Below are 25,978 nucleotides of genomic sequence, written 5' to 3' on the forward strand. Positions count from 1 at the left end.
GTCCCCTGACGGCTCGCCCGAGGAGACGCCGCTTCGCGGTGGCGTGCGCGCGCCCCTGCATGTCGCGATCATCATGGACGGCAACGGACGCTGGGCGAAGGCGCGCGGCCTGCCGGTCTATGCCGGGCATCGCGCGGGCGCGGAGGCCGTGCGCCGCTGCGTGCGCGCGGCCATACAGCATGGGGTGCGTTATGTGACGCTCTATGCGTTCTCGTCCGAGAACTGGCGTCGGGAACCTCAGGAGATCGGCGATCTCACCAATCTCCTGCGCTATTATTTGCGGCACAAGGTGACGGAATTGCACGAGCAGGACGTGCAATTGCGGGTGATCGGCGAGGTCGAGCGTTTCGAGCCCGAATTGCGCGAGGAAATGGCGCGGGCCGAGGCGCTGACGCTGAACAACACGCGGCTGACGCTGGTGCTCGCGCTTTCCTATGGCGGTCGGGCGGATATCGTGCAGGCGGCGCGGCGCATGGCCGAGGCCGGACAACGCGGCGAGATCGACCTGAACGCGGCGGGCGAGGCCGATTTCTCGTGCTACCTGCTGACGGGCGGCATGCCGGATCCTGATCTCGTGGTGCGGACGAGCGGGGAATATCGCCTCTCCAATTTCCTGCTGTGGCAATGCGCCTATGCGGAGCTGGCCTTCCTCGACGTGCTCTGGCCGGATTTCACCGAGCGGCATTTCGCGGCGTTGCTCGCGGATTTCGCGCGGCGCGAGCGTCGGTTCGGCGGCCGGTGAGCGCGATCGAGTTGAGCGCCGGGGAATGAGTGACGGAACGAAATGGAGCGACCTGCGTCTGCGGCTGATGTCGGCGGCGCTGATCGTGCCGGTGGCGCTGTTCTGCATCTGGCGGGGCGGGCTGCTCTACGATGCGATGATCCTGCTCGTTGTGCTGGGTATGACGCATGAGGCGCTGAACCTCACGCGCGGCGCTCTTTCTCGTTGGCGCGCCGGATTGTTCCACGCCTGGCCGCTTGCGGCGCTCGCGGCGGCGTTCAAAGGAGCGTGGGGCCCGGCGATCTGGATCGCGGGGGTGGGATTCGTGTTCGGCCCGGCGCGCTGGGCGGCTCTGGCCGTGGTGATCGCGGGCGGCTTGTCGCTGGTGTGGTTGCGTCATCTGCCGGAGGTGGGGCTCGCCTCGGTGCTGTTCGTGATCGTCGTGGTGATGGTCAGCGACACAGGGGCGTATGCGACGGGACGGATTTTCGGCGGCCCGAAGCTCGCGCCGCGCATTTCGCCGGGCAAAACGCGGTCGGGGGCGATCGGCGGCCTTGTTTGCGCGGCGCTGGCGGGCGGCGCGATGGCGCGGCTGGCCGCGCCCTGGGATTGGGTGGGCGGTCTGGTCTGGGGGGCGGTGCTGGGGATCGCGGCGCAGGCGGGCGATCTGGCCGAAAGTGCGGCGAAGCGGCAGGCGGGCGTCAAGGATTCCGGCTCGCTGATTCCCGGGCATGGCGGATTGCTGGACCGTTTCGACGCCTTGCTGGTGGCCGGGCCTCTGGCGGCGCTGGTGTCGCTGGCGGTGGCCGGGCGGCCCTTCTGGAGCGCGGGGCTGGGTGATCTTGCGCGGAGTCTCTTCTCCAGCCCGGCGGGGCTGGGCTGAGGGGGCCGGTTGGGTTATTGCAGAACGATGATATTGCCGGAGCATCATTTTTCATGAGCCAGATCTCGCAGGCCGCCGCGCCGCGCCCTTCCGCGCCACGAAGCGTCACCATCCTCGGCAGCACGGGCAGCATCGGCACCTCGACGATCGACCTGCTTCTGGCCGCTCCCGACCGCTTCAGCGTCCGGGCGCTGGTGGGCGGGCGGAACGTCGCGCTGCTGGCGGAGCAGGCCAAGGCGTTGCGGGCGGAACTCGCCGTCATCAACGACGAGGCGCAGGGTGAGGCGCTGAAGGATCTGCTCAAGGGCACCGGCATACGCTGCGCGGCGGGGCGTTCGGCGGTCATCGAGGCGGCGGCGCTGCCGGCGGACTGGACCATGGCGGCGATCACGGGCGCGGCCGGGCTGGAGCCGACGCTGGCCGCGACGCGCAACGGGCGGTTCATCGCGCTGGCCAACAAGGAGGCGCTGGTCTGCGCGGGCGATGTGATGTTGCGCGCGGTGCGTGAGGCGGGCGCCACGCTGCTGCCGGTCGATTCCGAGCATAACGCGATTTTCCAGAGCCTGGCGGGTGCGTCGGCCTCCAGCATCGAGAAGATCATTCTGACGGCGTCGGGTGGTCCTTTCCGCACCGCCTCGATCGAGACGATGCGGGCGGCGACGGTCGAGATGGCGTTGAAACACCCCACCTGGTCGATGGGCGCGAAGATCACCATCGATTCCGCGTCCATGGCCAACAAGGGGCTGGAGGTGATCGAGGCGGCGCGGATCTTCGGGCTCGACGAGCCGCAGATCGAGGTGCTGGTGCATCCACAATCGGTGGTGCATGGGCTGGTGCAGTACAGGGACGGCAGCGTCATCACCCAGCTCGGCGCGGCTGATATGCGGATACCGATCGCCAATACGCTGGCCTGGCCGGAGCGGATGGAGACGCGTGCGCCGCGCCTCTGCCTGGCCACGCTCGGCAAGCTCGATTTCGAGGCGCCGGACGAGGTGCGCTTTCCGGCGCTGCGTCTGGCGCGCGTGGCCTTGCGCGCGGGCGGCGCGGCCCCCACTATTTTCTCGGCGGCCAATGAAGTCGCGGTGGAGGCGTTCCTGCGTCGGCGTATCGGTTTCCTCGGGATCGGGGAGGTCATCGCCGCCGCCATGGAGGCGCTGGGCGCGCCGGCGGCGGATGATCTGGACGCTGTGATTCACTGGGACGCCGAAGGCCGCCGGACGGCCGAGGCATTCATCGCGCGCGCCCCGCGCGTCGCCATCGAGGGAGCCACTCTGGCCCATGCATGATCTCATCCGCACGATTCTGGCCTTTGCCCTCGTCATGGGGCTGTTGGTGTTCGTGCATGAGTTTGGCCATTACCTTGGCGCGCGCTGGCGCGGGGTGAAGGTCGATGTCTTTTCCATCGGATTTGGTCCGGCGCTTTATCGCTGGCATGACCGCGCCGGGACGGAATGGCGTCTGAGCGCGTTTCCTCTGGGCGGGTATGTGAAGCCGCACGGGTTCGATGATCCGGAGGACGCCTCGCCGGAACAGAAGGCGGCGTGGATTCCCGGCCGGACGTTCCACGACAAGCCGGTTCTCTCCCGCGCGATCGTGATTGCTGCGGGTCCGCTGTTCAATTTTGGTTTCGCGATATTGCTCTTCACCCTGTTGTTCATGGTGGCGGGGAAGCCGGAGCTGAAGAACGAGATCGCGCAGGTCATGCCCGGCAGCCCGGCGGAAAAGGCCGGGCTGAAGCCGGGGGACGTGGTGACGCGCTTCGGCAGTCTCGCGATCTTCAACTACGCCGATTTGCAGCAGCAGGCACTGCATCATCCGGGCGAGACGACCACTCTGGAGGTGCGGCGCGACGGGCATGATCTGACGCTTCCGGTGACGCTGGCGAGCGTGCCGGGCGCGAAACCGGGCGCGCCGCCGACGGGGCGACTGGGCGTGGCGGCGCTCGCGGTGCCGGGCAAACCGATGGCCTTCATCCAGGCGGCGCGTGCCGGCGTCGAGGAAACCTGGACGGTTTCCGTGGAAACCTTGCAGGGGCTGGGGCAGATCCTGACGGGGCAGCGCAGCGCGAAGGAACTGGGCGGGACGATCCGCATCGCGCAGATGTCCGGGCAGGTGGCCGCGTACGGGTTTGCGAGCATCATCTCCTTCATGGCGCTGCTGTCGGTCAATCTCGGGCTCATCAACCTGTTGCCGGTGCCGATCCTGGATGGCGGCAGGCTGGCGTTCTACGCGATCGAGGCGGCGCGCGGGCGTCCGGTCTCGCGTCGGGTGCAGGAGATCAGCTTCCAGGCGGGGTTCGCCGTCATCGCGGGCGTGTTCCTGTTCTCCACGGTCAATGACCTGAGCAATCTGGGGCTCTTTCATTGGCTGGCCCATACGACCGGCTGAATGTTTTTCGGTGAGGGGGATGTCGGGGGGCGCTTGCGCGAGCCCTTCAAATTCGGATACCTCCGCAAGGGATGCACGCGCCTTGGAACCGCCTCCCTTGCGTCTCGGGAGTGAGGGCGCAAAGTGTCACGCCACATTGGATGAAGTGGGGAACGCCCGTCTTGTCAGGTAAACGTCTCGTACTGCTGACTTCCGTCTGCCTTCTGCGCGTTCTGAACGGCACCCCGGCCGAAGCTCGGACCAGCCATGCGGGTCGTTCGCCCCAGCCTGCCGCGAAGGCGATGGGGAATGTGATCGAATCCATCCAGGTTCACGGCAACGCGCGCATCGAGACCAGCACGGTGCTGTCCTACATGGTCGTGCAGCCGGGGGATTCCTTCGCGCAGGACGATCTGGACCGCTCCCTGAAGACGCTTTACGCGACCGGACTTTTCAAGGATGTGACGCTGCGGCGGGACGGCAATACGCTGGTGGTCGATCTGGTCGAGAATCCGGTCGTCAATCGCATCGCTTTCGAGGGCAACAGCGCGATCAAGGACGAGGATCTCCGCAAGGAGATCACCATGCGCCCGCGCGCCGTGTTCTCCGAGCAGGCGGCCGCGGCGGACCGGCAGAAGCTGCTCAATCTCTATGCCTCCAAATCGCGCTTCGGCGCGACGGTGACGCCGCAGATCATCCATCTGTCGCATAACCGGGTGGATGTGATCTTCAAGATCAGCGAATCGCATGTGACGGTGATCGACAAGGTCGTCTTCGTCGGCAACAAGTCCTTCAGTGAAGCGCGGCTGGCGCAGGTGATCTCGTCGAAAGAATCTGCGTGGTATCGCTTCTTTTCTTCCGCCGACGAGTACAACCCCGAACGCGTGAAATATGACGCCGAACTGCTGCGGCGCTTCTACCTGCATAACGGTTATGTCGACTTCCACGTCATCAACGCGACCGGCGAACTCGCGCCGGATCGCAAGATGTTCTACATCACCTTCACGATCAGCGAAGGGCCGCGCTATCGCATCGGCAAGATGGATGTGCGTTCCAATCTGCGGCATGTCGATGCGAACTCGCTCAAGAAATATATCGAGCTGTTCCCCAATCAATGGTACGACGGCACCGCGGTGCAGAACAACGCGACCAACATGCAGGAGCGTCTGCAGGCCCAGGGGCATCCTTTCGCGATGGTCCGCTCGGATATCGCGCGCAATCCCGAGAAGAAGGTCGTCGATCTGCTGTTCGACGTGACGCAGGGGCCGCGGGTCTATGTGGAGCGGATCGACATCAACGGCAACACCATCACCGAGGACAAGGTGATCCGCCGCCAGTTGCCCATGGCGGAAGGCGATCCGTACACGCCGTTCGACCGGAAATATTCCAAGGCGATCCTGCAGGATCTGGGTTTTTTCAAAACCGTCTCGGTGGACCAGAGTCAGGGCTCCGCGCCGGACCGCGTCAATGTCGCGGTCAACGTTCTGGAGAAGCCGACGGGTGAGTTCTCGCTGGGTGGCGGCTATTCGACCAACGTGGGCATCATCGGCAATGCCTCGGTCAAACAGAACAACCTGCTGGGAACGGGCGTGAACGCCGGTATTTCCGCGACGCTCGCCTACTATCAGAAACAGGCCGACCTCTCGATCAGCGACCCGTATTTCCTCAACCGCAACGTTGTCGCGGGGGTCGATTTCTACGGTATCCAGAACAACTACATGACGTATCAGAGCTATAAGGAAGGGCGGTACGGCATGACCCTGCGGTTCGGCTATTCCTTCAACCGTTATCTTTCGCAGTCCTGGAGCTATTCGCTCGTCGATCGTGACGTCGGCAGTTTCTACTCGCTGTCGGAGGCCTCGATCTATGGCTATCAGTATGTGCCCTCGATCTACATCCAGCAGTCGCGCGGCTGGTCGCTGCTGTCGCAGTTGAGCACGACGCTGGCCTATGACCGGCGTGACAGCCGCATGCGGCCCCGCTCCGGGTATCTGATCCAGATCGCCGGAGATTTCGCCGGACTCGGCGGCAATACGCGATATGTGCGCGCCAAGATCGACGGGGCCTATTACCTCCCGCTCGATTCCCTCACGGGCAGCCATGACTGGGGCCTCCAGTTCAAGGGGGGCACCGGCTACATGACCGATTGGGGCAATGGCGTCGTCAACGTCATCGACAACTTCTATCTCGGCGGCCAGAACCTGCGCGGCTTCCTCCAGGGCGGCGCTGGTCCGCGTTCCGCCCATTATGTGGCGAACGGGCAGGTCCTGCCGTTGCAGGGACAGGAAGATCTCATCGGAGGCAAGTTCATCTATACGGCCTCGGCCCAGCTCAACTTCCCGTTGCCGATGGGCGATGATGTGGGTATTTCCGGCCGGTATTTTGTCGATGCGGGTTCGCTGGCTGGTATTCGCGTGCGGCAGAACCATACGAATCCCAACGATCCGAACTTCACCCCCATCAGCGGCGACACACTTTCGCCGCGTGTCTCGACGGGATTCGGTATTTCGTGGAAGAGTCCGTTCGGTCTCGTCAACATCGATGCCGGCGTGCCCATCATCAAGTCGAGCAGGGACCGCCTGTACCCCATCCGTTTCGGTTTCGGCCAGCAATTCTGATCTTGCTCCCTCGTCCCTGTCTTCCGTTAGAGGTTTCGATGTCCATCTTCTTCGGTGCGCGCCGCGCCGCGACCGCATTGTCTTTTTCCCTTCTGCCCCTCTCGCTCCTGGCGGGCGGGACGCCGGCTCTGGCTCAATCAGCGGCTCAGCCTGCGGGAAGCGCGTCTTCGGGAGGGGGGTGGTTCGTGCCCAAGCAGCCGGCGCCCGCCGCCCCGGCTGCCGCGCCGCGTGTCGTGCGCCGCGCCGTTCCCGTGCCGCAGGACCCGTCCCAGGAGGCGCCGGATGAAGGGGGCGCGCAAAACGAGGCCGCCCCCGTTTTGCCGCTGCCGCCGATCCCGGATTCGCCTAACCTGCCCAAGGAAGCGCCGCCCCCCGCCGCGGTGATCGGCGTCATCAGCGTGCCGTCGGTCATGCGCCTGTCCACCGCCGCCGACGAAGCGCAGCGTGTTCTCGGGGCGCGGCGCGACAAGCTGGCCGCGGCGGCGCAGAGGGAGCAGGCCGGCTGGCGCGACGAGCAGCAGAAGCTCCAGAACGACGCGCGGAAGCTCACGGCCGAGCAGGTGCAGTTGCGGGAGCGGCACCTCCAGGAGCGCCGCGCCCATGCCCAGCGTGATTTCTCCAACCGCGCGCGGATCATCCAGGAGGCGGCGAACGTCTCGCTCAACCAGATCGAGCGCGAGTTGGTGCGCATCGTGCGTCAGGTGGCGCAGGCGCATGGCATGAATCTGGTGATGCATAGCGAGCAGGTGGCGCTGCACGTTCCCGAGCAGGACATCACGCAGGAAGTGGCGGACCAGCTCAACAAGATACTGCCCCATGTATTCATTCCCGATGAGAACGTGGACCCGGAGGTGCTGGCCAAATCCGGCAAGTTCCCGACGACGGCGAACCCGCAGGCGGCGGAGGATCAGGTGCCGGCATCCGCGCCCGCGCCGAAATTGCCGCCCGCGCAGTCTATCCTGCGGCGGCAGCACTGATCGCCATGGATGTGGCCTCCCTGCCGGGCGATCCGCGCTTCTTCACCCGGCTCGGACCGTTCCCCGCCTCCCGCCTCGCGGAGGTGGCGGAGGCGGAGCTCGTGTGCGGCGCTGGCGGATCGCCGGAGACCCCGTTCCGGGGCGTGGCGCCGTTGCAGGCGGCGACGGCTGCGGAGGTCAGTTTTCTTGACAACCGGCGCTATCTTCCGCAACTCGGCGAGACGCGCGCGGGAGCGGTGATTCTCTCCCCTGCCTTTCGGGAGCGTCTGCCGGACGGCGTGATGGGGCTGATCACGAAATCGCCCTATCTCGCCTGGGCGCGGGTGGCATCGCTCTTTCATCCTCCCGTCCCGGTGCGGCCGGGGCTGCATCCGAGCGCCGTGATCGGCGAGGGGGCGGAGCTGGGGGAGAGTGTGGAGATCGGCCCGTTCGTGGTGATCGGCGCGGGCGCGCGGATCGGCGCGGGGACGGCGGTGGCGGCGCATGCCGTGGTCGGCGAGGGCGTGGTGATCGGCGAGCGCTGCCGGATCGGCGCGCATGTCAGCATCTCGCATGCGGTGATCGGCGATCGGGTGACGCTCCATCCGGGCGTGCGGATCGGGCAGGACGGGTTCGGCTTCGCGGTAGGTCCCGCGGGGTTCGAGACCGTGCCGCAACTGGGGCGCGTCGTGATCGAGAGTGACGTGGAGATCGGCGCGAACAGCACGATCGACCGCGGTTCGATGCGCGATACGGTGATCGGCGCGGGCACGCGGATCGACAATCTGGTGCAGATCGGACACAATGCCAAGCTGGGGCGGTGCTGCATCGTGGTGTCGCAGGCGGGAATTTCCGGCTCGACGGAACTCGGCGACTTCGTGACCATCGCGGCGCAGGCCGGATTGATCGGGCATATCAAGATCGGTGAAAAGGCGCGGGTGGGCGCGCAGTGCGGCGTCATGTCCGATGTCGAGGCCGGAGCGGATGTGATCGGCAGCCCGGCCATGCCGTTCCGCGAGTTTTTCCGGAACGTGGCGGTGTTGCGGAAGCTGGCGAAGAGGCCGGACAAAGAAACGGGGTGATCCGGCATGGCAACATCGGGAGGGCTTTGCTAAAGGGATGGCGCGATTGACGGGACCGGGATTGCGCGCGTTCGCGGGCGGTCATCCGGGATCAACAGGGAGGAGCCTGCGAGGCGTGGGGGCCTTGCAGGCGGGAGCGGGAGTTCAGGGCAGATGGAGTCGACGGCGCAGCAGGTAACGGCGAACGAGGCGGCGAACGCGCCCGTCACCATCGAGTCCATCGACGTCATACGGATCATGGCGGCCATTCCGCATCGCTATCCCTTCCTCATGATCGATCGCATGACGGATATCGTCCTCGGCGAATCGGCGATCGGGGTGAAGAACGTCACCATCAACGAGCCTTTCTTCCAGGGACATTTCCCGGCCCAGCCGGTGATGCCGGGCGTGCTCATCATCGAGGCGATGGCGCAGACGGCGGCGGCGCTCGTGGTGCTGACGCTGGGCGAGGCCTTCGAGGGCAAGCTCGTCTATTTCATGACCATCGAGAACGCGAAGTTCCGCCGTCCCGTCGGGCCGGGCGACCGCCTGACGCTGCATGTGGAGAAGGAACGCGCGCGTGCCAATGTCTGGCGCTTCAAGGGCGTGGGCAAGGTGGACGGCGTCGCCGTCGCCGAGGCCAGCTTCAGCGCGATGATCATGGGCTGAACGGGGTTGACCGTGACGACGCAACCGCCGCCTTCCCTTCATCCGACGGCCATCGTCGATCCGCTCGCGCAGATCGGGCCGGGTTGCGTCATCGGGCCATGGTGCCTGATCGGCCCGGATGTGGTGCTGCATGAGGGGGTGAAGCTGCATTCCCATGTGGTGCTGGACGGGCAGACGACTCTCGCCAGCGGGGTCGAGGTCTATCCGTTCGTCACGATCGGCATGGCGCCGCAGGATCTCAAATACAGGAACGAGCCGACGCGTTGCGAGATCGGCGAGCGGACGGTGATCCGCGAGCACGTCACCATTCATCGCGGTACGGCGCAGGGCCACGGTTTGACGCGGGTCGGCGCGCATTGTCTCATCATGTGCAACGCGCATGTGGCGCATGACTGCGAGATCGGCGACGGTGTCATCATCGTGAACAACGTGGTCATGGGCGGGCATGTCGAGATCGGCGACGGCGCGCGCATCATGGGGGCGGCGGCGCTGCATCAGTTTGTCCGGATCGGGCGCGGCGCGCTGGTCGGCGGCGTCTGCGGCGTCGAGGCGGATGTGATCCCCTATGGCAGCGTGCTCGGCAACCGCGCGCGGCTGGTCGGGCTGCACTGGATCTGGCTGAAGCGGCAGGGCGTGCCGGCGGAGGAGGTTCAGGCCATGCGCCGGGCCTTCCGGCATCTTTATCCGCGCCGTTCGGACGGGCGGTACGTGCTGGAGGATCGTCTCGCCGAGGTGCGGCGGGATTTCGCGGATCATCCGCGCGTGATGGAGATCGTCGCCTTCATGGAAGCGCCGAGCCGTCGCGGCCTGGTACGGGGCGCGCATCTCTCCAGCGGTGCGGTTGAGACGGAAGGCGCGTGACGTCGGCGCGCGAGGCGCTGCTGATGGAGAGGCCGGTCGGGATTCTCGCCGGCGGCGGTCCGCTGCCGGCGCAGGTGGCCGAGGCGGTGACGGCGCGGGGCGGTCAGGTTTTCATCGTCGGATTTCAGGATTTCGTCGATCTGCCGCGTATCGCGCACTGGCCGCACAAGGTGGCGCGGCTGGCGGCGGCGGGGGAGATTCTTGCCGCCTTGCGCGAGGCCGGATGCCGCGATCTGGTGCTGATCGGCCCGGTGCGGCGGCCGGCCCTGCGCGATCTGCGGCCGGATGCGGAGGGCGCGCGGCTGCTGGCGCGGATCGGGCGGGCGCTGTTCGGCGGGGATGACGGGTTGCTCGGCGCGGTAGTGCGCGTGCTGGGGGAGGAAGGGTTCCGCATTCGCGGAGCGCATGAATTTCTCGACCGTTCGACGGGCCGTGTCGGGACGATGGGCCGGGTCGCGCCGGATGCGCTGGCCATGAGCGATATCGCGCGCGGGATCGCGGTGGTGAGGGCGCTCGGGGCGCTGGATGTCGGGCAAGGCTGCGTCGTGCAGGACAATCTGGTGCTGGCGGTCGAGGCGCTGGAGGGAACGGACGCGATGCTCGCCCGCTGCTCGGCGTTGCGTCAGCCGGGACCGGGGGGTGTGCTGGTGAAGACGCTCAAGCCCGGCCAGGAAAAGCGCGCGGACATGCCGACCATCGGGCCGCGCACGATCGAAAATACCGCGGCAACCGGGCTGCGCGGCGTTGCGTTCGAAGCTGGTGGAACATTATTGACCGATCCTGATGCCTGTGTGGCGCGCGCCGACGCGCTGGGGGTGTTCCTCTACGGGATCGGGCCGGAAATGATGGCGATTAAAGGAAGCTGAGGATGGGAACTTATCTGCATACCATGGTGCGCGTGCGTGATCTGGATCGCTCCATCACGTTCTACAAGGTGCTCGGCATGAAGGAACTGCGTCGCCGCGAGGTTCCGGATGGCAAATACACGCTGGTCTTCATGGGATTCGAGGATAATGCCCATGGACAGGCGGAAATCGAGCTGACCCATAACTGGGATCAGGAGACGCCCTACGAGATCGGCACGGGATTCGGCCATTTCGCCCTGGGTTATGAGGATATCGCGGCGGTGGTCGAAAAGGTGCGCGCCGCGGGTGGAAAGGTCACGCGCGAGGCGGGGCCGGTGAAGTTCGGCACGACGGTGATCGCCTTCGTCGAGGACCCGGACGGCTACAAGATTGAGTTCATCCAGCGTGGGTCAGCCTATTGACCGTCCTGTTTAACCCCCTGTGACGCCTGCCGGAGCCGCGCGGTCGCCGTCTCGATGGCGGTTGCGATGGTCTCGGCCTGTTTCCTGACGGACGGGTCCGCATGGCCGGCGAGGATGTCCGCCGTCAGCAGGGCCGGAGAGAGGATGTTGCGCAGATCGTGGCGGAGGCGGTGCAGCGGTTCATCCGAATCGGGCATGGCGGTCCTGTCCTTGCGGGTTCCGATTGACAGGGCGGGATCGGCCCCGTAAAAGCCCGCGCTTTAGATGACGGCGCGTGGCGTGCCGGTTCTTCGCCGCACAAGCCACGCTCGCCATATAAGGGATTTTGTCATGAAGCGCACCTATCAGCCCTCCAAGCTCGTCCGCAAGCGGCGCCACGGCTTCCGCACCCGCATGGCGACCGTGGGCGGCCGCAAGGTTATCGCGAATCGCCGCGCCAAGGGCCGTCACAAGCTCTCCGCCTGATCGCGCCGCCCGGCGGGGAGGTAAGTGTGTCAGCCCAGCCGGGTAAACTGAAGACCCGCCCGCAATTCCTGCACGTGGCGGGGCGGGGCCGCAAGGTCGCGGTTCCGGGACTTGTCTTGCAGGTTCTGGATCAGGAACAGGGCGCCACGCCGCGCGCCGGTTTCACCGTGACCAAGAAGGTCGGGAACGCGGTGGTGCGCAACCGCACGCGCCGCATCCTGCGCGAGGCGCTCCGCGCCGTGGCGCACAAGGAAGATCTCGCCGCCGTCGATATCGTGCTGATCGGGCGGGACGGCACTCGCACACGCGGATTCGCCAATGTTGTGGAGGATCTCCGCCGCGCCCTGCGCAAGGGCGGCGCGCTCAGGCCGTGACCGCCGGTCGGCTCGTCACTTCGGCCCTGCTCGGAGTCATCCGCTTCTATCAGCGTTATATCAGCCCGCAACTGGGTCTGAACTGCCGCTTCACTCCGACATGCAGCGCCTATGCCGCTGAAGCTATTCGGCGTTATGGGCCGCTGCGCGGCGGCTGGCTTGCCGTGAAGCGGGTCGGGCGGTGTCATCCCTATGCGCGCGGCGGCGTCGATCCCGTGCCCTGAAGCCACGCGGACATTTCCGGACGTGATATTTTTCTTGCGCCTATTGTTTTGCGTGACGATTTCGGCCACTTGAGCGCGTGATCGCGGTGCGCCGTCCGGCTGCGCCTGTTTCTTGTATCCTAGAGAAAGACCGGCGTTCGGCTGATGGAAATCAAGCGCATCATTTTGGCGACAGTGATCTCCGCCCTGATTCTGCTCGGGTTCGATTATTTCGTGCCGCAGCATCCCAAGGATGCGGACAAGGCGGCGCAGAAGATCGAACAGGCTCAGACTCCCGCGGGCGTGCCGGGGCCGGGGGCGCCTGCCGATGTCGCGGCGGCGGCGCCCACCTCGCCGGAGATGCGGATTCCCATTCGCGATCCGGACACGACGGGGTCGATCGACCTGCGTGGGGCGCGGCTGGACGATCTGGTTCTGACGAAATACCACGAGACTCTGGCCAAGGACTCGCCCTTCGTCCGGCTGCTGGAGAAGCGTGACGGGCCGCAGCCCTCCTTCGTGACCTTCGGCTGGCTGAACGCGGCAGGGGCGGCTCTGCGCCTTCCCGACGCGACGACGGACTGGACGGCGGAGGGCGACGCGCTCTCGCCCGGCCATCCGGTAACGCTACGCTGGGATAACGGGCAGGGACTCGTCTTCTCGATCAGGATCGCCTTCGATCGCAACTATCTCTTCGACGTCACGCAGAGTGTCGAGAACAAATCCGGCCGACAGGTTTCGCTGATTCCCTATCAGGCGGTCGAGCGCGACTATCTTCCGGCGGATGCGGGCAGCACGTTCCTCGAGATCGTCCATCAGGGGCCGCTTTCGGTCATGAATGACCGGCTCTACGAGGATTCCTACAAATCCATGCGCAAGGGCGGCGCGATGCCCGGCGGGCAGTCATGGGGTGCGAACGGCGACGGCGGCTGGGGCGGCATTACCGACAAATACTGGTTGACGGCCGTGGTGGCGGACGCCGCAAGCCCGGTGAGCCTGCATTACCTCTATACCCCAGAGGGCGGATATCGGGTCGAGTTCACGGCGCAGGCGCCGCTTCCCGTCGCAAACGACGCGACGCTGACCACGCCGAGCCGCGTCTTCGCCGGGGCGAAGGAAGTCGAACTGCTCGACACCTATACGAACGAGCTTCACATTCCCGCTTTCTACAAGGCGGTGGATTTCGGCTGGTTCGCTTTCCTGACGCGGCCGATGTTCCATGTGCTGCACTGGCTCTACGGCATTCTGGGGAATTTCGGTCTCGCGCTGATGGCGCTCACACTGATCGTCAAGCTGATCCTCTACCCGCTCGCGACGAAATCCTTCTCCTCCATGGCGAAGATGCGCACGCTCCAGCCGCGGGTCCAGGCGCTCCGCGAGGCGAACAAGGGCGATCCGATGGCGATGAACCAGCAGATGATGGCGCTGTATCGCGAGGAGGGCGTCAACCCGGCGGGCGGCTGCCTGCCGCTGCTGATCCAGGCGCCGGTCGCGTTCTGTCTCTACAAGGTGCTGAACATCACCATCGAGATGCGTCACGCGCCGTTCTTCGGCTGGATTCACGATCTTTCCGCCCCTGACCCGACCAATATCTTCACGCTGTTCGGGCTGATCCCCTGGGACCCGACGACGCTCTCGCCGCTCCTCCATATCGGCATCTGGCCGATCCTGTTCGGCGGCACGATCTGGCTGATGCAGCGTCAGAGCACGGTTTCGCTCGATCCGGCCCAGGCGCGGGTGATGCAGTTCATGCCGCTGTTCTACGTTTTCTTTCTGGGACGCCTCTCGGCGGGCATCGTGGTCTACTATACGTGGAACAACGTGCTGACGGCGTTGCAGCAGCATGTGATCCAGCGCCGGGCGAACGCGCTCGCGACATCGGGGCGGAAAGTGGCGGCGCGCAAGTCGTGAGCGAGGCCGAGCTTCCCGACAGGTTGACGCCAGAGGAGATCGAGGCGGGTCGGCTGCTTTTCGCCGCGCCCTGCGCGTTCTTTTTCGGGGCGCAGCATGTGGACCAGTTGCCGCCGCCCGATCGGCCGGAGATCGCCTTCGCGGGGCGCTCCAATGTCGGCAAGTCGAGCCTGATCAACGCCTTGACCGGGCGGACCCGTCTGGCGCGCTCGTCCTCCGAGCCGGGGCGGACGAAGCAGCTCAATTTCTTCGATCTCGGCGGTCGCGTCACGCTGGTGGACATGCCGGGATACGGCTTCGCCAAGGCGGCGAAGGCGGTGAAGGAGGACTGGCAGCAGACGATGTTCGCCTATCTGCGCGGGCGTCCGACGCTGGCGCGGGTTCTGCTGCTTCTGGATGCGCGGATCGAGCTGAAAGCCTCCGATCGTGAGGTCATGGAGTTGCTGGATCGCGCCGCCGTGGTCTTCCAGGTGGTGCTGACCAAGTGCGACGCGGTCAAGCCGGGCGCTCTGGCGGCCAAGAACCGCGAAGTTTCCGCCGAAATCGGCAAGCACCCGGCCGCCTATCCTGTTATCGTCGAGACCAGCAACGAGACGGGGCTCGGGGTCGATATCCTGCGCGCCAGCATCGCGCGGGTCATTGCGGAAGCGCCATCAGGAGAATCGTCATGAGCGGAATTTCCGACGAAAGTCCCGAAGCGGCCCAGCTACAGGCCGCGATTCTTGCGGGCGCCCTGCCGTTCCTGCGGCGCTATGCGGGCGATACGATCGTCGTGAAATATGGCGGCCACGCCATGGGCTCCGACATGCTGTCCAACGCCTTCGGCCGCGATATCGCCCTGTTGAAGCTGGTCGGGATCAATCCGATCATCGTGCATGGCGGCGGTCCGCAGATCAGCGCCATGCTGGAGCGTCTGCAACTTCGCTCCGCCTTTGTCGACGGATTGCGCGTCACCGATGCGGCGATGGTCGAGGTCATCGAGATGGTGCTGTCCGGCAGCGTCAACAAACAGGTGGCCGAACTCATCAACCGGGCGGGCGCGTTGGCGGTCGGACTTTCGGGCAAGGATGGCGGCCTGATCCGCGCGCGCAAGCTGATGCGGAGCGTGCGTGATCCGGACAGCCAGATCGAGGAGGTGCTCGATCTCGGCTTCGTGGGCGAGCCGGACCGGATCGACCCCCGCGTGCTTTACGCGCTGCTCGGCTCGGGGCTGATTCCCGTCATCGCGCCTGTCGGGGTCGGGGCGAACGGCGAAACCTACAATATCAACGCCGATATGGCGGCGGGTGCGATCGCCTCGGCGGTGAGCGCCACGCGGCTGCTGATGCTGACCGACGTGCCGGGCGTGCTGGACGAGAACGGGAAGCTCATTCCCGAACTGACGGCGGAGGATGCGCGGCGGCACATCGAATCGGGGCAGATCAGCGGCGGGATGATCCCGAAGGTCGAGACCTGCCTGCAGGCCGTGCGCGACGGGGCGAAAGCCGCCGTGATTCTCGATGGTCGCGTGCCGCATGCCTGCCTGCTCGAACTCTTCACCAAGAGAGGTTCCGGCACGCTGATCCGGGCGGACTGATCCCGGTCAGGCCGGACTGCGGTCGAACATCCACTTCCGGCCTGTCGCCTCAGCGTCGAGCAGGGCGGCCTCTGCGCGGGCGATCAGTTCGTCCACGCTGGTCGTGCTGTTCGGCTCACGCTCGGCGAGCCCGATGCGAAGGCCGAGAAGACGCGGCCTGGCCAGAAGGAGGGGCAGTTGGTGCGTGGTGATACGTTCCGCCCGCTCCGAGGCCGCGAAGCGGTCGCAGCCGTCCAGCCAGATGGCGAAATGGTCATGCGCGATCCGCCCGAACACGTCGGTCGGCCGGGCGGAACGTCGCAGCAGGGCCGCCGCATGCTCCATGGCGGCCAGCGCCTCGGTCTGGGACAGGCCATGCAGCACGTCGTTCAATTCCGCGCATCGGATGACGAGCAGGGTGGCGGAAAGATCCTGCCAGTCGAGTCGGCCCAGCCGCCGCGTCACCTCGTCCTGGAAGCCGTGCGCGTTCAGGAATTGCGTCACGGGGTCGTAGGGCAGACGATCGAGAACGTGACGATGCATTTCGTCCCTTTCCAGAATCGCCGTGAGAATGCGCAGGGCGAGGGCGACGATGTCTCCGCTGCGCTGGCCCAGCCGTCCGGCCGGTCCGAGACCGTGGAGCAGGAGGCCGACCCGGCCGAAGAGATGCATCCGCTCGCTGACCCAGAGGCAGTCCATGCCGCGATGGGAGAATGCATGCCGCGCCGGCGCCGTATCCGACCCCATGGGCGTCTCCCCGACAATATCGTCATCGGGAAAAGGATCGGTGCTGCTGCGTCCGCAACTATGGACGAGGCGCCACTGGCCCATGTCGGGGAGGGAGGGCCTGTGTGTGGAGTCGCGGTAGAGCAGGGCCATCCGCGCGTCGGTTCCGGCGCGCAGAACCTCCATGGCGGCCCTGATCCCGATCTGTGGCGAGACGGCTTGCCGCATCGCGCTGAGGACGTCGTCGAGCAGGACGGAAAGAGGGGTTTCGTCCTGTTCCGGCGGTTGGACGGTGTCGCGGTCCGGATGGTTCTCTGCGGTCGGCATGGCTACATGCCTAATCCCGAATGGTTAATATTTCGTTTACGATCGTGTTACACCTTGTTTCGGAGTCCCTTTCAACGATCATGCGTTGACTTCGCCCTGCGTCCTTCGCATGGTCCGGGCCTCTTTTTATCATCCCGCACCCGGAATTTCAGCCATGTCCCACGAAGCCCTTCGCACCACCATCGATTCGCTCTGGGAACGCCGTGACACGCTCGACGCCTCGACCGGAGGTGCTGCGCGCCATGCGGTGGAAACCGCGCTGACGCTGCTCGATGACGGCGTGCTGCGTGTGGCCGAACCCGGCGCACGGGGGTGGACGGTCAACGAGTGGTTGAAAAAGGCCGTTCTGCTCTCCTTCCGTCTCAATGACAGTTCCGTGATGGAGGGCGCCTGCGCCACCGCGCCGGCTTTCGACAAGGTGCCGCTGAAATGCGCGGGCTGGGACCAGGCGCGCTTCGCCGCCGCCGGATTCCGCGCCGTGCCGGGCGCCGTGGTGCGCCGTTCCGCGCATATCGAGCCGGGCGTCGTGCTGATGCCGAGCTTCGTCAATGTCGGCGCGCGGGTGGCGAGCGGGGCGATGATCGACACCTGGGCCACGGTCGGCTCCTGCGCGCAGATCGGGCGGAACGTGCATCTGTCCGGCGGGGCGGGGATCGGCGGCGTGCTGGAGCCGTTGCAGGCCGCGCCGGTCATCATCGAGGATGACTGTTTCATCGGCGCGCGGTCGGAAGTGGCGGAAGGCGTGATCGTGGAACGCGGGTCCGTGCTTTCCATGGGCGTGTTCATCGGCGCCTCCACCAAGATCGTCGATCGCGTGACGGGCGAGGTGCATATGGGCCGGGTTCCGGCCTATTCCGTCGTGGTGCCGGGGACGCTGCCGGGGCGGACGCCGGATGCGCCGCATCTCGCCTGTGCGGTGATCGTCAAGCGTGTGGATGAGCGGACGCGCTCCAAGACTTCGATCAACGAGCTGCTGCGCGACTGAACGCGGCGATGGGGTTCGATCTTCCCGCTTTCACGCAGACCCTGCTGCGCCGCGCCTCGGTGACGCCGGCCGATGACGGGGCGCTGGGGGCGCTGGGCGACGCGTTGCGGGCGTTGGGCTTCATGGTCACGCCGCTTGCCTTCGGCCCGGAGGACGCGCCGACGCCCAATCTTTTCGCGCGGCTGGGCGAGGCGGGGCCGCATCTCGGTTTCGCCGGGCATACGGATGTCGTGCCGCCGGGGCCGGGCTGGGATCATGAGCCGTTCGGCGGGGAGATCGCCGGGGGACGGATCTGGGGACGCGGCGCGGCGGACATGAAGGGCGGGATCGCGGCCTTCGTCGCGGCCCTTGCCGATCTGCTGGCCGCGCGCCCGCTGAAAGGCTCCGTCAGCCTGCTGATCACCGGGGACGAGGAAGGCTCCGCGCGTCACGGCACCCGCGACATGCTGCCCTGGATGGCGGCGCGCGGGCATATCCCGGATTTCTGCCTGGTGGGCGAGCCGACCAATCCGTCGGCGCTGGGCGAGGTCATCAAGATCGGGCGGCGGGGGAGCCTGAATGCCGCGATCACGGTGCGGGGCGTGCAGGGGCATTCCGCCTATCCGCAGCGGGCGGACAATCCCGTGCATCGTCTGGTCGATCTCCTGCATGAACTGCAGCGTCACCGTCTCGACGAGGGGAATGAGGTGTTCGAGCCGTCCTGCCTGCAGATCACGAGCGTCGATGTCGGCAATCCCGCGACCAATGTCATTCCCGCCGAGGCGGCGGCGCGGCTGAATATCCGCTTCAACGACCTGCATACCGGCGCGGGACTTGAGGCGTGGCTGCGGGAGGTCGTCGCGCGCCATGCCTCCGACGCGACGGTGGAGGTGCAGATCAGCGGCGAGGCGTTCCGCACCGCGCCCGGCGGGGCGGTGACGCTGCTGGCCGATGCCGTGGAGCACGTGACCGGGCAGCGTCCGGCGCTGGATACGGGCGGCGGGACGTCGGATGCGCGGTTCATTGCGTGCTATTGCCCGGTTGCGGAATTCGGGCTGGTGGGAGCGACCATGCACAAGGCGGACGAGCATGTCGCCCTCGCCGATCTGGAAGCGCTGCGGGCGATCTATCGCGATTTCATGGAGGCGTTCGGCGTCTGATGGCAATGACGCGACCGGATTCGCCGCCGCGCGGCCCTGTCCTTTCCATCCTGCGCGGAGTCTGGCGTCTCGGCCGCGGCGATGCGGAGGGGTTCAACGATTTCCGCTCCGGACCGGACGCCGTGCTGGCGGCGATGGCCCCGAGTCTGGCGCTCTATCTGATCGTATTCGTCGGACAACTGGTGCACGGGCCGTCGGTGCTGGTTCTGACCAATCTTCTCGTGCTGCTGGCGGCGCTGCTGGCGCGGCTGATCGTGACCCATGGGCTGGCCGTGCGCTGGTCGCGGCAGGGTCTCTGGATGCGCTATGCGGCGGCTTCGCTCTGGTGCGACTGGCTGCCGGGTCTGCTGTCCCTGCTGATGTCGGTGCTGTTGCACCTCATGCTGCCCTCCGTGGGGGATACGCCGGGCGGGACGCTGGGGATCTTTCTCGCCATCGAGGGCTATGATCTCTGGCTGAGCTGGTTCGTCGCCCGTGCCGGTCTGGCGTTGACGCGCGGGCAGGCCGTGCTGCTCGTCGCGGCCGTGCTGGCCGTGACGTTGGCGTTTTACGGCGTCGCCGCGTTGCTTCCGCCGCATTACGTTCTCTGGGCGGAACTGGCGAAACCGCTCTTCGGCAAATAGCCGCCGGTCGGGAAAGGCGTGGCCTTCCCGGGCCGACAGACAAGGTCAGATCACTTCAGACCGAGAATCCACTGGACGATCTGTTTGGTTTGGGCAGGCGTCAGATTGGGGTGGGGCGGCATCGGGATGTTGCCCCAGGTTCCCGAATGTCCCTTGTCGATCGCGTCGACGAGCGTCGCTTCCGCCGACGAATCGCCGGCGAATTTCTTGGCGACGTCCTTGAAGGCCGGCCCCACGACCTTGGCGTCCACGGAGTGACAGGAGAAGCAGTCGCTTCCTTTTGCGATGGACTCGCCCTCCGACTGGGCGTGCGCCGGGGGAACGATGAATGCGGCGGCGCAGAGTGCGAGGGGCGCGATCAGAACGGTCAGACGCTTGTTCATATCCCGCTTTCCTTTCCTTTTTTGCAGGCAGGAGGCGAACATGCGGGGCGAGGACGAGTTGCGTCTCGTCATCTGCGCGTGATCGCCGCGCACAACTGTATCAGGCGCTCAGGTCAATCGGGCGGATCAGGGGCCGAACGGGTCTTCCGGGTACCCGACGCCGGTCAGACACAGGCCTTCGGGCGGCGCCGTCGGCCCTGCTACGCGGCGGTCGCGGGCGGCCAGGACGGTGCCGAGATGCCCGGGCGTCCACTGGCCGCTCCCGACGAGCTGGAGCGATCCGGCGAGATTGCGCACCTGATGATGGAGAAAGGAGCGGGCTTTCGCGTCGATCGTGACATATTCGCCGTCCCGCCGCACGTCGAGCAGGTCGAGAGTGCGGACGGGGCCGCTGGCCTGACAGGAGGCGGCGCGGAAGGACGAGAAATCATGCCGCCCGATCAGGAGCGCCGCGCCCGCGCGCATCGCCTCCACATCCAGCGGACGTTTGACGTGCCAGACATGGTCGTGGTCGAGCACGGGGCGCGTCGGGCGGTTGAGGATGGTGTAGCGGTAGCTCCGCCAGAGGGCCGAGAAGCGTGCGTGCCAGCCGGGCGGCGCGAGGGCGGCGCGGCGGATGGCGACGAGATGCGGCTTGAGGTGGAAACTCAGCCCGTCCCGCACGTGATGCGCGCCGAGTTCCGCCGCCTCGGGGAGATCGAGCTGAACCACCATGGCGGCGGCGTGGACTCCCGCATCGGTGCGCCCGGCGGTGGCGCTGGCGACGGGGAGGCCCGAGACCAGACGCATGGCGGCGGTTTCGAGCAGTTCCTGCACGGAGAGACCGTTCTCCTGACGCTGCCAGCCGCACAGGCCGGTGCCGTCATATTCGATTTCCAGCGCCCAGCGGCGGAAACCGGGAGCGGGCCCGTCAGTCGCCAAGGCGCGTGCCCGCAGGAAGGCTCTGCCCGCGCAGGAACGCTTCGGCCTCCATCATGGTCCGGCCGGGGCGCTGGAGGCGGGTGAGGCGCAGCGCGCCGACGCCGCACCGCACCGTCAGGCGATCGTCGACGATCTCGCCAGGCACGCCGACGGTCGTTTCCGCCGGAAGGGCCGCGCCGATCTTGAGCGTCTCGCCGTCGAGCGTCGTGAACGCGCCGGGCCAGGGCGTGAGGCCGCGAATCTGCCGGTCGATCTCATCGGCGGGGCGCGTCCAGTCGATGCGGCCGCTCTCGCGCGTCAGGCGTTCGGCATAGGTGACGCCGTTTTCCGGCTGGGGCGTCGGGGTGAGCGGGCGTTCCAGCGTCTCGACCAGCAGCGACGCGCCGAGCAGGGCGAGACGGTCGTGCAGCGTGCTGGCGGTCTCGTCCGGCGCGATGTCCACCGCCGCCTCGGCCAGGACCGGTCCGGTGTCGAGCCCTTCCTCCATCTGCATGATGGACACGCCCGTCCGCGCGTCGTTCGCCAGCAGGGCGGACTGGATGGGCGATGCGCCCCGCCAGCGCGGCAGGAGGCTGGCATGGACGTTCAGGCAGCCGAGGCGCGGGGCGTCGAGCATGGCGGGGGGAAGGATCAGCCCGTAGGCCGCGACGATCGCGGCGTCCGCGCCCAGCGCGGCGAACGCCTCGTGTTCCGCCGTTTCGCGTCGCAGGCGGCTGGGCGTGCGGATTTCGAAACCGCGGGCGAGCGCGGCGTCATGAACGGGAGAGCGGCGCACCTGCCGGCCCCGTCCGGCGGGGCGGGGCGGCTGGGTATAGACGGCGGCGATCTCATGCCCTGCGTCCACCAGCGCTTCGAGCGAGGGCACGGCGAAATCCGGCGTGCCCATGAATATCAGCTTCATGGGAGGATCATTCCGTCTTCGGGATCAGCGCCTCGCCTTCTGCTCCTTGGCGAGACGGCGCATGATCATGTTGCGCTTCAGCGTCGAGAGGTGATCGACGAAGAGAATGCCGTCGAGATGGTCCATCTCGTGCTGGATGCAGGTGGCCAGCAGCTCGTCCACGTCGCGCTCCTCTTCCGCGCCGTCCACCGTCCGGTAGCGCACGCGGACGGCATGGGGGCGGATCACGTCCGCATACTGGTTGGGCAGGGAGAGGCAGCCTTCCTCGCGCACCGCCATCTCCTCGGACTCGCTGACGATCTCGGGGTTGATGAGCACGATCGGGTTGCGCTGGTCCTCCTCCGAAATATCCACCAGCGCGAAACGCAGTCCGATCCCGACCTGTGGCGCGGCCAGGCCGATGCCGGGCGCCGCGTACATGGCGGAGAACATGCCGGGCAGGGCGGCGCGCAGGGCGTCCATGTCCTCCGGACGGACGGGGCGCGCGACCTGACGCAGGACGGGGTGCGGCGCGATCAGGATGGGCGTCGGCGGGACGGCGTCGAGGCCGTCGAGAAAATCGAAGCTGCTCATGGCCTGCGATGTAGCGAGGCGCGGCGGGAAAAGCCAGATCGCCGTTATGGCGCGGTCATTCGGCCTGCCGCCGCTGGGGCCTCTTTCCTCCATGCCTTGCGCGGGCGGCGGGTCGGGGCCATATTCGGAGGGTTCCGTTGTGCCGCAAGGCGGGCAGCGGGCTCACGTCTCGCTCAAGGAGGAGGCTGCACTTTGTCCGGCAGACTTTTTGCCTCGCCGATGTTCCTGGGGTTCGATCATCTCGAGCAGATGCTCGAGCGCGCCGCCAAGACCGCATCGGACGGGTATCCGCCCTATAATATCGAACAGCTCAGCCAGACGACGCTGCGCATCACCCTCGCCGTGGCGGGGTTCGTCATGGACGATCTCCAGATCACTCAGGAGGACAACCAGCTCGTCATTCGCGGCCGTCAGACGGACGATACGCAGGGGCGCGCATTCCTGCATCGCGGCATCGCGGCGCGGCAGTTCCAGAAGGCCTTCGTTCTGGCGGAAGGAATCGAGGTGGGCGATGCGTGGCTGGATAACGGCCTGCTGCATATCGACCTGCATCGGCCCCAGCCCGAAATCCGGGTGAAGCATATCGCGATTTCGCAAGGACGGCGCGAGACGCCGGTGCCGGCGCCGATCGACCTGCCGAAGACACGCCGGACTCGTCCCGTGCGGGAAATCGACGAGGAGTAGGAAAACCTTAACCGATCCTGCGCATCATGGTCTGGGGTGCGCGATCGCAGGGGGTATGAAAGCATGACCGACCGTATTCAGAACGAACAGGGTACCCGTTTCCTCGATCCGCGCCGCATGACCGGGCGGGAACTGCGCGAACTGGGCGTGAGCAAGCTCGCGTATGTGAAGGCCGTCATTCATGACGGCGAGGATGTCTTTGCCATTCATGCGGCCGACGGCACGCCGATGGCGCTCGCCGATGATTTTCATAGCGCCGTCGAGGCGATCATCGAGCACGAGCTGATTCCGGCCTGGGTGCATTGACGTGAACCTCCCGCTCCTTCGGCCGTTCGAGCGGGACCTGACCTAGCCGTCGCATTGCTCGTCGAGACATTCGCTGGCGTAGGTCGCTGCCTGGAGGTGAACCATCGGCGCGGCGGTTTCCGCCAGTTCCGGCGCGCCGGCCTCGGTGAACAGCGCTTCGACGCTCATGCCGGTCCGGCGGGAGGCGGCGGTGATCTCATGGGCGAGACGCCCGGCGATATGGGCGAATTCCATCCGCCCGAACGTCGTGCGGCAGGACGAAGCCTGGGCGCAGGCCTCCACATAGGCTTTCACGGCCATCGCGTCACCGGGACGGCAGAAATGGCGCTGGTGCCAGAGCCGCGCCCAGCTATGTTCGCGCTCGCTCAGCAGGCGTTGGCGCAGGTCCTCGCTGTCCAGCATTTCCCGTGCGTGGCAGGTCCGGCCAGCGAGCCATGCGCCGGCAAAGTCGCGATAGCCGGGCCTGGCCCATTCCAGATGGACCGCGCCGATCTTGTCGGAGGGGAGGCTGAAGCGGAATTCCCGTCCCGCATCGAGCCCGAAATAGAGGGGGGCGTCCTGCGGGCTTTCCGAATCATGCCCGAGAACGAGCACCTGATCGCGGTCGCCGGGTCTTGTATGGGCCTGCCAGGTCAGCAGGTCGAAAAACGCCTCGTCTTCGGGCGAGCGGGCCGCATGGGCCTTCACATAGCCGAGAAAATCCGGATTCCGCACGCCGGTCGCCGCGCGGGGGCAGAAGGCGAAATCCCACCAGCAGGACATTTTCACCAGATGAAACGCCAGCGCGTCGCGGAGCGCGAGCAGGTCGTCGGGCGCGCCGCCGCTTTCGCACAGGGCATGGACGGCGCGGAAGCGGGCGGTGAGCCGGTTGGTCTGGCGGGGAAAGGCGATGCGCGGATTGAAATAGTCGAGCAGGAAAGCCGGTGTCGAACAGGTGAGGTGCCACGCGGCGGAGCGTGACGCGGAACAGGCGAGTTCGGGCATGGTCGGCGGCCTCGGTCAGGTCGGAATTGCCGTCACTATATGATAGTCATTCGCATTTGCAAGTCTATTGTCGCGCTGGGTGGGCAGGCCGGGTAGGGTCCGCGTCGAGATTCGATCGCCGTCACAGCCCGGCCTTTTTCATGCGCCGTCTGTGGGCCGAGTTCGGGATGTCGAGGCTCTCGCGATATTTCGCGACGGTGCGCCGCATGATCGTGATGCCTTCGGCCTGAAGCGTTACGGTCAGCGCATCGTCGGAGAGCACGGCGTCCGGCGCTTCGGCGGCGATCAGGGCGCGGATGCGATGGCGGATGGCCTCGGCGCTATGGGTCTCGCCGTCGCCGTTTTCCGCCGCAAGAGCGGTGGAGAAGAAGGCGCGCATGGGGAGAACGCCGCGCGACGTGCCGATGAAACGCTGCGAGGTGACGCGGCTGACCGTGCTTTCGTGCAGCCCGGTGGCCTCGGCGATCTGGCGCAGGGTCAGGGGGCGCAGGCCCTGGACGCCACGATCGAGGAAATCATGCTGGCGGGCGACGATGGCGCGGGAAACGGCGAGGATCGAGCGGGATCGCTGGGTGAGTGCCCTGGCGAGAAATTCGGCATGGGAGAGACGCTCGCGCCCATAGCCGCGCGTGGCGGGTCGGCCGGAGAGCGCGGCGGCGAGGGTGCGGTCGATGCGCAGGCGCGGAAGGGTGTCGTCGTTGAGATCGACGCGCCATCCCGCGCCGTCGCGCCGGACGAGCACGTCGGGCAGGGCGGGCGCGCCGGCCGTCTCCGGCTCGAAGCCCGGCTTGGGATCGAGCGCGCGCAGCTCGGTCAGCATGTCGGCGAAATCTTCCTCGTCCACGCCGCAGCGGGCGCGCAGGCGGACGAGATCGCCCGTCGCGAGGAGATCGAGATGGTCGAGCAACGCCTGCATGGCGGGATCGAGCCGGTTGCGGGCGCGAAGCTGGGCGGCGAGGCATTCGGCGAGGCTGCACGCGAAGCAGCCCGGCGGGTCGAAGAGCATCATCGCGGCCCGGATGCGTTCGACCTCGCTGAGCGCCACGCCGAGCGCGGCCGCGAGTTCGGCGGGCGTGCCGTCCAGGCGTCCGGCCGGGTCGAGCATCGCCAGAAGGGCGGCGCCGATCAGCGTTCCGGCGGGGCCGAAGGCGGAGAGGCGGAGCTGCTCGTCCAGCCTTTCGCGCAGGGAGGGAGTCCGGGCGCGCTCGAACGGGCCGTCCCCGTCCTCGGGGATGATTCCGCCGCTGTCCTCGTCATGACGCAGCGTGTCGAGGGGAGCATCGCCAAGCCAGTCCTCGAGGCGGTCGGCCACGCCGTCGGGCGTGTCGGCGGGATCGACGGCGACGCTGCCGAAGCCGTCGAGTTCCACCAGCGGATTGGTCTCAACCTCCTGAATCAGCCATTCCGCCGTCTCCAGGTTGCTTCGCTGGAGCAGGGCGATGGATTGCTGGAGGCGCGGCGTCATCGCGAGCGCCCCAGTTTGCCGCTGAAGGAAGCCGGGCGCCTGCATGGAGG

30 protein-coding genes are annotated in these 25,978 nt (G+C 66.7%); 22 read left to right on the forward strand and 8 right to left on the reverse strand.

All coding sequences use genetic code 11. From position 1 onward, the window contains the following. Nucleotides 1–73: 73 nt before the first annotated feature. The 11 genes from uppS (at nt 74) to gloA (ending at nt 11,403) form a co-directional block, all read left to right on the forward strand. Nucleotides 74–742 carry a polyprenyl diphosphate synthase gene (gene uppS / locus EDC31_RS04660; RefSeq protein ID WP_239641762.1) on the forward strand — a complete coding sequence of 223 codons (669 nt, stop codon included), beginning with the start codon at nt 74–76 and terminating at the stop codon, nt 740–742. 25 nt (nt 743–767) lie between these two features. After that, the gene (locus EDC31_RS04665) at nt 768–1,604 is read left to right on the forward strand and encodes a phosphatidate cytidylyltransferase (protein ID WP_042062023.1); all 837 of its coding nucleotides are present in this window, start codon (nt 768–770) and stop codon (nt 1,602–1,604) included. Nucleotides 1,605–1,657: 53 nt separating this feature from the next. Further along, nucleotides 1,658–2,890, forward strand: a complete 1,233-nt coding sequence (gene dxr, locus EDC31_RS04670) for a 1-deoxy-D-xylulose-5-phosphate reductoisomerase (protein ID WP_042062021.1) — start codon at nt 1,658–1,660, stop codon at nt 2,888–2,890. Beyond that, nucleotides 2,883–3,992: an RIP metalloprotease RseP gene (rseP, locus tag EDC31_RS04675; protein WP_042062019.1), complete on the forward strand. Its 1,110-nt coding sequence runs from the start codon at nt 2,883–2,885 to the stop codon at nt 3,990–3,992. Before dxr ends, rseP begins: the two co-directional genes overlap by 8 nt. Nucleotides 3,993–4,132: 140 nt before the next feature. Continuing rightward, nucleotides 4,133–6,589, forward strand: coding sequence for an outer membrane protein assembly factor BamA (gene bamA, locus EDC31_RS04680; RefSeq protein ID WP_042062017.1), 2,457 nt, complete (start codon nt 4,133–4,135; stop codon nt 6,587–6,589). A gap of 38 nt (nt 6,590–6,627) precedes the next feature. Continuing rightward, the gene (locus EDC31_RS04685) at nt 6,628–7,566 is read left to right on the forward strand and encodes an OmpH family outer membrane protein (RefSeq protein ID WP_052512624.1); all 939 of its coding nucleotides are present in this window, start codon (nt 6,628–6,630) and stop codon (nt 7,564–7,566) included. 5 nt (nt 7,567–7,571) lie between these two features. Beyond that, on the forward strand, nt 7,572–8,627 hold the full coding sequence (lpxD, locus tag EDC31_RS04690; RefSeq protein ID WP_042062014.1) for a UDP-3-O-(3-hydroxymyristoyl)glucosamine N-acyltransferase: 1,056 nt from the start codon (nt 7,572–7,574) through the stop codon (nt 8,625–8,627). Nucleotides 8,628–8,780: 153 nt separating this feature from the next. Then, nucleotides 8,781–9,275, forward strand: a complete 495-nt coding sequence (fabZ, locus tag EDC31_RS04695; RefSeq protein ID WP_042062012.1) for a 3-hydroxyacyl-ACP dehydratase FabZ — start codon at nt 8,781–8,783, stop codon at nt 9,273–9,275. A 12-nt stretch (nt 9,276–9,287) separates the two neighbouring features. Next, nucleotides 9,288–10,136 (forward strand): acyl-ACP--UDP-N-acetylglucosamine O-acyltransferase, encoded by an 849-nt coding sequence (lpxA, locus tag EDC31_RS04700; RefSeq protein ID WP_239641760.1) that lies wholly within the window; start codon nt 9,288–9,290, stop codon nt 10,134–10,136. Between the two features lie 23 nt (nt 10,137–10,159). Continuing rightward, complete coding sequence (locus EDC31_RS04705) at nt 10,160–11,002, forward strand: LpxI family protein (protein ID WP_132126938.1); 843 nt, start codon at nt 10,160–10,162, stop codon at nt 11,000–11,002. A gap of 2 nt (nt 11,003–11,004) precedes the next feature. Next, on the forward strand, nt 11,005–11,403 hold the full coding sequence (gene gloA, locus EDC31_RS04710) for a lactoylglutathione lyase (RefSeq protein WP_042055108.1): 399 nt from the start codon (nt 11,005–11,007) through the stop codon (nt 11,401–11,403). On the opposite strand, the gene EDC31_RS04715 is transcribed toward gloA, so the two are convergent. Then, nucleotides 11,397–11,600 (reverse strand): hypothetical protein, encoded by a 204-nt coding sequence (locus EDC31_RS04715; protein ID WP_042055105.1) that lies wholly within the window; start codon nt 11,598–11,600, stop codon nt 11,397–11,399. The genes gloA and EDC31_RS04715 overlap by 7 nt on opposite strands. Nucleotides 11,601–11,733: 133 nt before the next feature. Here EDC31_RS04715 and rpmH point away from each other — a divergent pair, with 133 nt between their 5' ends. The 6 genes from rpmH to argB all read left to right on the forward strand — a co-directional run bounded on the left by rpmH (nt 11,734) and on the right by argB (nt 15,932). Next, nucleotides 11,734–11,868: a 50S ribosomal protein L34 gene (rpmH, locus tag EDC31_RS04720; protein WP_042055104.1), complete on the forward strand. Its 135-nt coding sequence runs from the start codon at nt 11,734–11,736 to the stop codon at nt 11,866–11,868. 26 nt (nt 11,869–11,894) lie between these two features. Next, on the forward strand, nt 11,895–12,242 hold the full coding sequence (rnpA, locus tag EDC31_RS04725; RefSeq protein WP_042055102.1) for a ribonuclease P protein component: 348 nt from the start codon (nt 11,895–11,897) through the stop codon (nt 12,240–12,242). After that, entirely contained in the window at nt 12,239–12,466 is a 228-nt protein-coding gene (gene yidD / locus EDC31_RS04730) for a membrane protein insertion efficiency factor YidD (RefSeq protein WP_042055100.1), read from the forward strand. Before rnpA ends, yidD begins: the two co-directional genes overlap by 4 nt. A 144-nt stretch (nt 12,467–12,610) precedes the next feature. Next, the gene (gene yidC / locus EDC31_RS04735; protein WP_042055097.1) at nt 12,611–14,356 is read left to right on the forward strand and encodes a membrane protein insertase YidC; all 1,746 of its coding nucleotides are present in this window, start codon (nt 12,611–12,613) and stop codon (nt 14,354–14,356) included. Then, nucleotides 14,353–15,027, forward strand: a complete 675-nt coding sequence (gene yihA / locus EDC31_RS04740; RefSeq protein ID WP_042055094.1) for a ribosome biogenesis GTP-binding protein YihA/YsxC — start codon at nt 14,353–14,355, stop codon at nt 15,025–15,027. Before yidC ends, yihA begins: the two co-directional genes overlap by 4 nt. Next, nucleotides 15,024–15,932: an acetylglutamate kinase gene (gene argB / locus EDC31_RS04745; protein ID WP_042055092.1), complete on the forward strand. Its 909-nt coding sequence runs from the start codon at nt 15,024–15,026 to the stop codon at nt 15,930–15,932. Before yihA ends, argB begins: the two co-directional genes overlap by 4 nt. A gap of 6 nt (nt 15,933–15,938) precedes the next feature. On the opposite strand, the gene EDC31_RS04750 is transcribed toward argB, so the two are convergent. Further along, nucleotides 15,939–16,964, reverse strand: a complete 1,026-nt coding sequence (locus EDC31_RS04750) for a GGDEF domain-containing protein (protein WP_042055091.1) — start codon at nt 16,962–16,964, stop codon at nt 15,939–15,941. Between the two features lie 154 nt (nt 16,965–17,118). Between EDC31_RS04750 and dapD the strand changes: the two genes are divergently transcribed. Genes dapD through EDC31_RS04765 form a run of 3 tightly spaced genes read left to right on the forward strand, consistent with a single transcriptional unit; the run spans nt 17,119 to nt 19,711 of the window. Beyond that, nucleotides 17,119–17,949 (forward strand): 2,3,4,5-tetrahydropyridine-2,6-dicarboxylate N-succinyltransferase, encoded by an 831-nt coding sequence (dapD, locus tag EDC31_RS04755; RefSeq protein WP_042055089.1) that lies wholly within the window; start codon nt 17,119–17,121, stop codon nt 17,947–17,949. Between the two features lie 8 nt (nt 17,950–17,957). Further along, on the forward strand, nt 17,958–19,088 hold the full coding sequence (gene dapE, locus EDC31_RS04760; protein ID WP_042055088.1) for a succinyl-diaminopimelate desuccinylase: 1,131 nt from the start codon (nt 17,958–17,960) through the stop codon (nt 19,086–19,088). Further along, on the forward strand, nt 19,088–19,711 hold the full coding sequence (locus tag EDC31_RS04765; protein WP_052511508.1) for a hypothetical protein: 624 nt from the start codon (nt 19,088–19,090) through the stop codon (nt 19,709–19,711). The genes dapE and EDC31_RS04765 overlap by 1 nt, the downstream gene beginning before the upstream one ends. Before the next feature lie 50 nt (nt 19,712–19,761). Here the strand turns inward: EDC31_RS04765 and EDC31_RS04770 are convergent, their stop codons facing one another. From EDC31_RS04770 to def, 4 genes are all read right to left on the reverse strand, one after another. Beyond that, nucleotides 19,762–20,094 carry a c-type cytochrome gene (locus EDC31_RS04770; RefSeq protein WP_081797349.1) on the reverse strand — a complete coding sequence of 111 codons (333 nt, stop codon included), beginning with the start codon at nt 20,092–20,094 and terminating at the stop codon, nt 19,762–19,764. 126 nt (nt 20,095–20,220) lie between these two features. After that, nucleotides 20,221–21,015: a tRNA pseudouridine(38-40) synthase TruA gene (gene truA / locus EDC31_RS04775; RefSeq protein WP_042055086.1), complete on the reverse strand. Its 795-nt coding sequence runs from the start codon at nt 21,013–21,015 to the stop codon at nt 20,221–20,223. Further along, nucleotides 21,005–21,916 (reverse strand): methionyl-tRNA formyltransferase, encoded by a 912-nt coding sequence (gene fmt, locus EDC31_RS04780; protein WP_042055084.1) that lies wholly within the window; start codon nt 21,914–21,916, stop codon nt 21,005–21,007. The genes truA and fmt overlap by 11 nt, the downstream gene beginning before the upstream one ends. Before the next feature lie 24 nt (nt 21,917–21,940). Next, complete coding sequence (gene def / locus EDC31_RS04785; RefSeq protein WP_042055118.1) at nt 21,941–22,489, reverse strand: peptide deformylase; 549 nt, start codon at nt 22,487–22,489, stop codon at nt 21,941–21,943. Between the two features lie 192 nt (nt 22,490–22,681). On the opposite strand from def, the gene EDC31_RS04790 reads away from it, so the two are divergent. Both EDC31_RS04790 and EDC31_RS04795 read left to right on the forward strand, forming a co-directional pair. Then, complete coding sequence (locus EDC31_RS04790; RefSeq protein WP_042055081.1) at nt 22,682–23,173, forward strand: Hsp20 family protein; 492 nt, start codon at nt 22,682–22,684, stop codon at nt 23,171–23,173. Between the two features lie 63 nt (nt 23,174–23,236). Beyond that, nucleotides 23,237–23,479: a DUF1150 family protein gene (locus EDC31_RS04795; RefSeq protein ID WP_042055078.1), complete on the forward strand. Its 243-nt coding sequence runs from the start codon at nt 23,237–23,239 to the stop codon at nt 23,477–23,479. A gap of 42 nt (nt 23,480–23,521) precedes the next feature. Here EDC31_RS04795 and EDC31_RS04800 read toward each other — a convergent pair whose 3' ends face one another. Together EDC31_RS04800 and rpoN are read right to left on the reverse strand one after the other, a co-directional pair. Then, nucleotides 23,522–24,463, reverse strand: a complete 942-nt coding sequence (locus tag EDC31_RS04800) for a hypothetical protein (RefSeq protein ID WP_042055075.1) — start codon at nt 24,461–24,463, stop codon at nt 23,522–23,524. Nucleotides 24,464–24,584: 121 nt separating this feature from the next. Next, nucleotides 24,585–25,973, reverse strand: a complete 1,389-nt coding sequence (gene rpoN, locus EDC31_RS04805; protein WP_042055074.1) for an RNA polymerase factor sigma-54 — start codon at nt 25,971–25,973, stop codon at nt 24,585–24,587. Nucleotides 25,974–25,978: the final 5 nt, after the last annotated feature.

Origin of the sequence: Acidomonas methanolica (genome assembly GCF_004346035.1) — a bacterium.
GTDB classification, from domain to species: Bacteria; Pseudomonadota; Alphaproteobacteria; order Acetobacterales; family Acetobacteraceae; genus Acidomonas; species Acidomonas methanolica.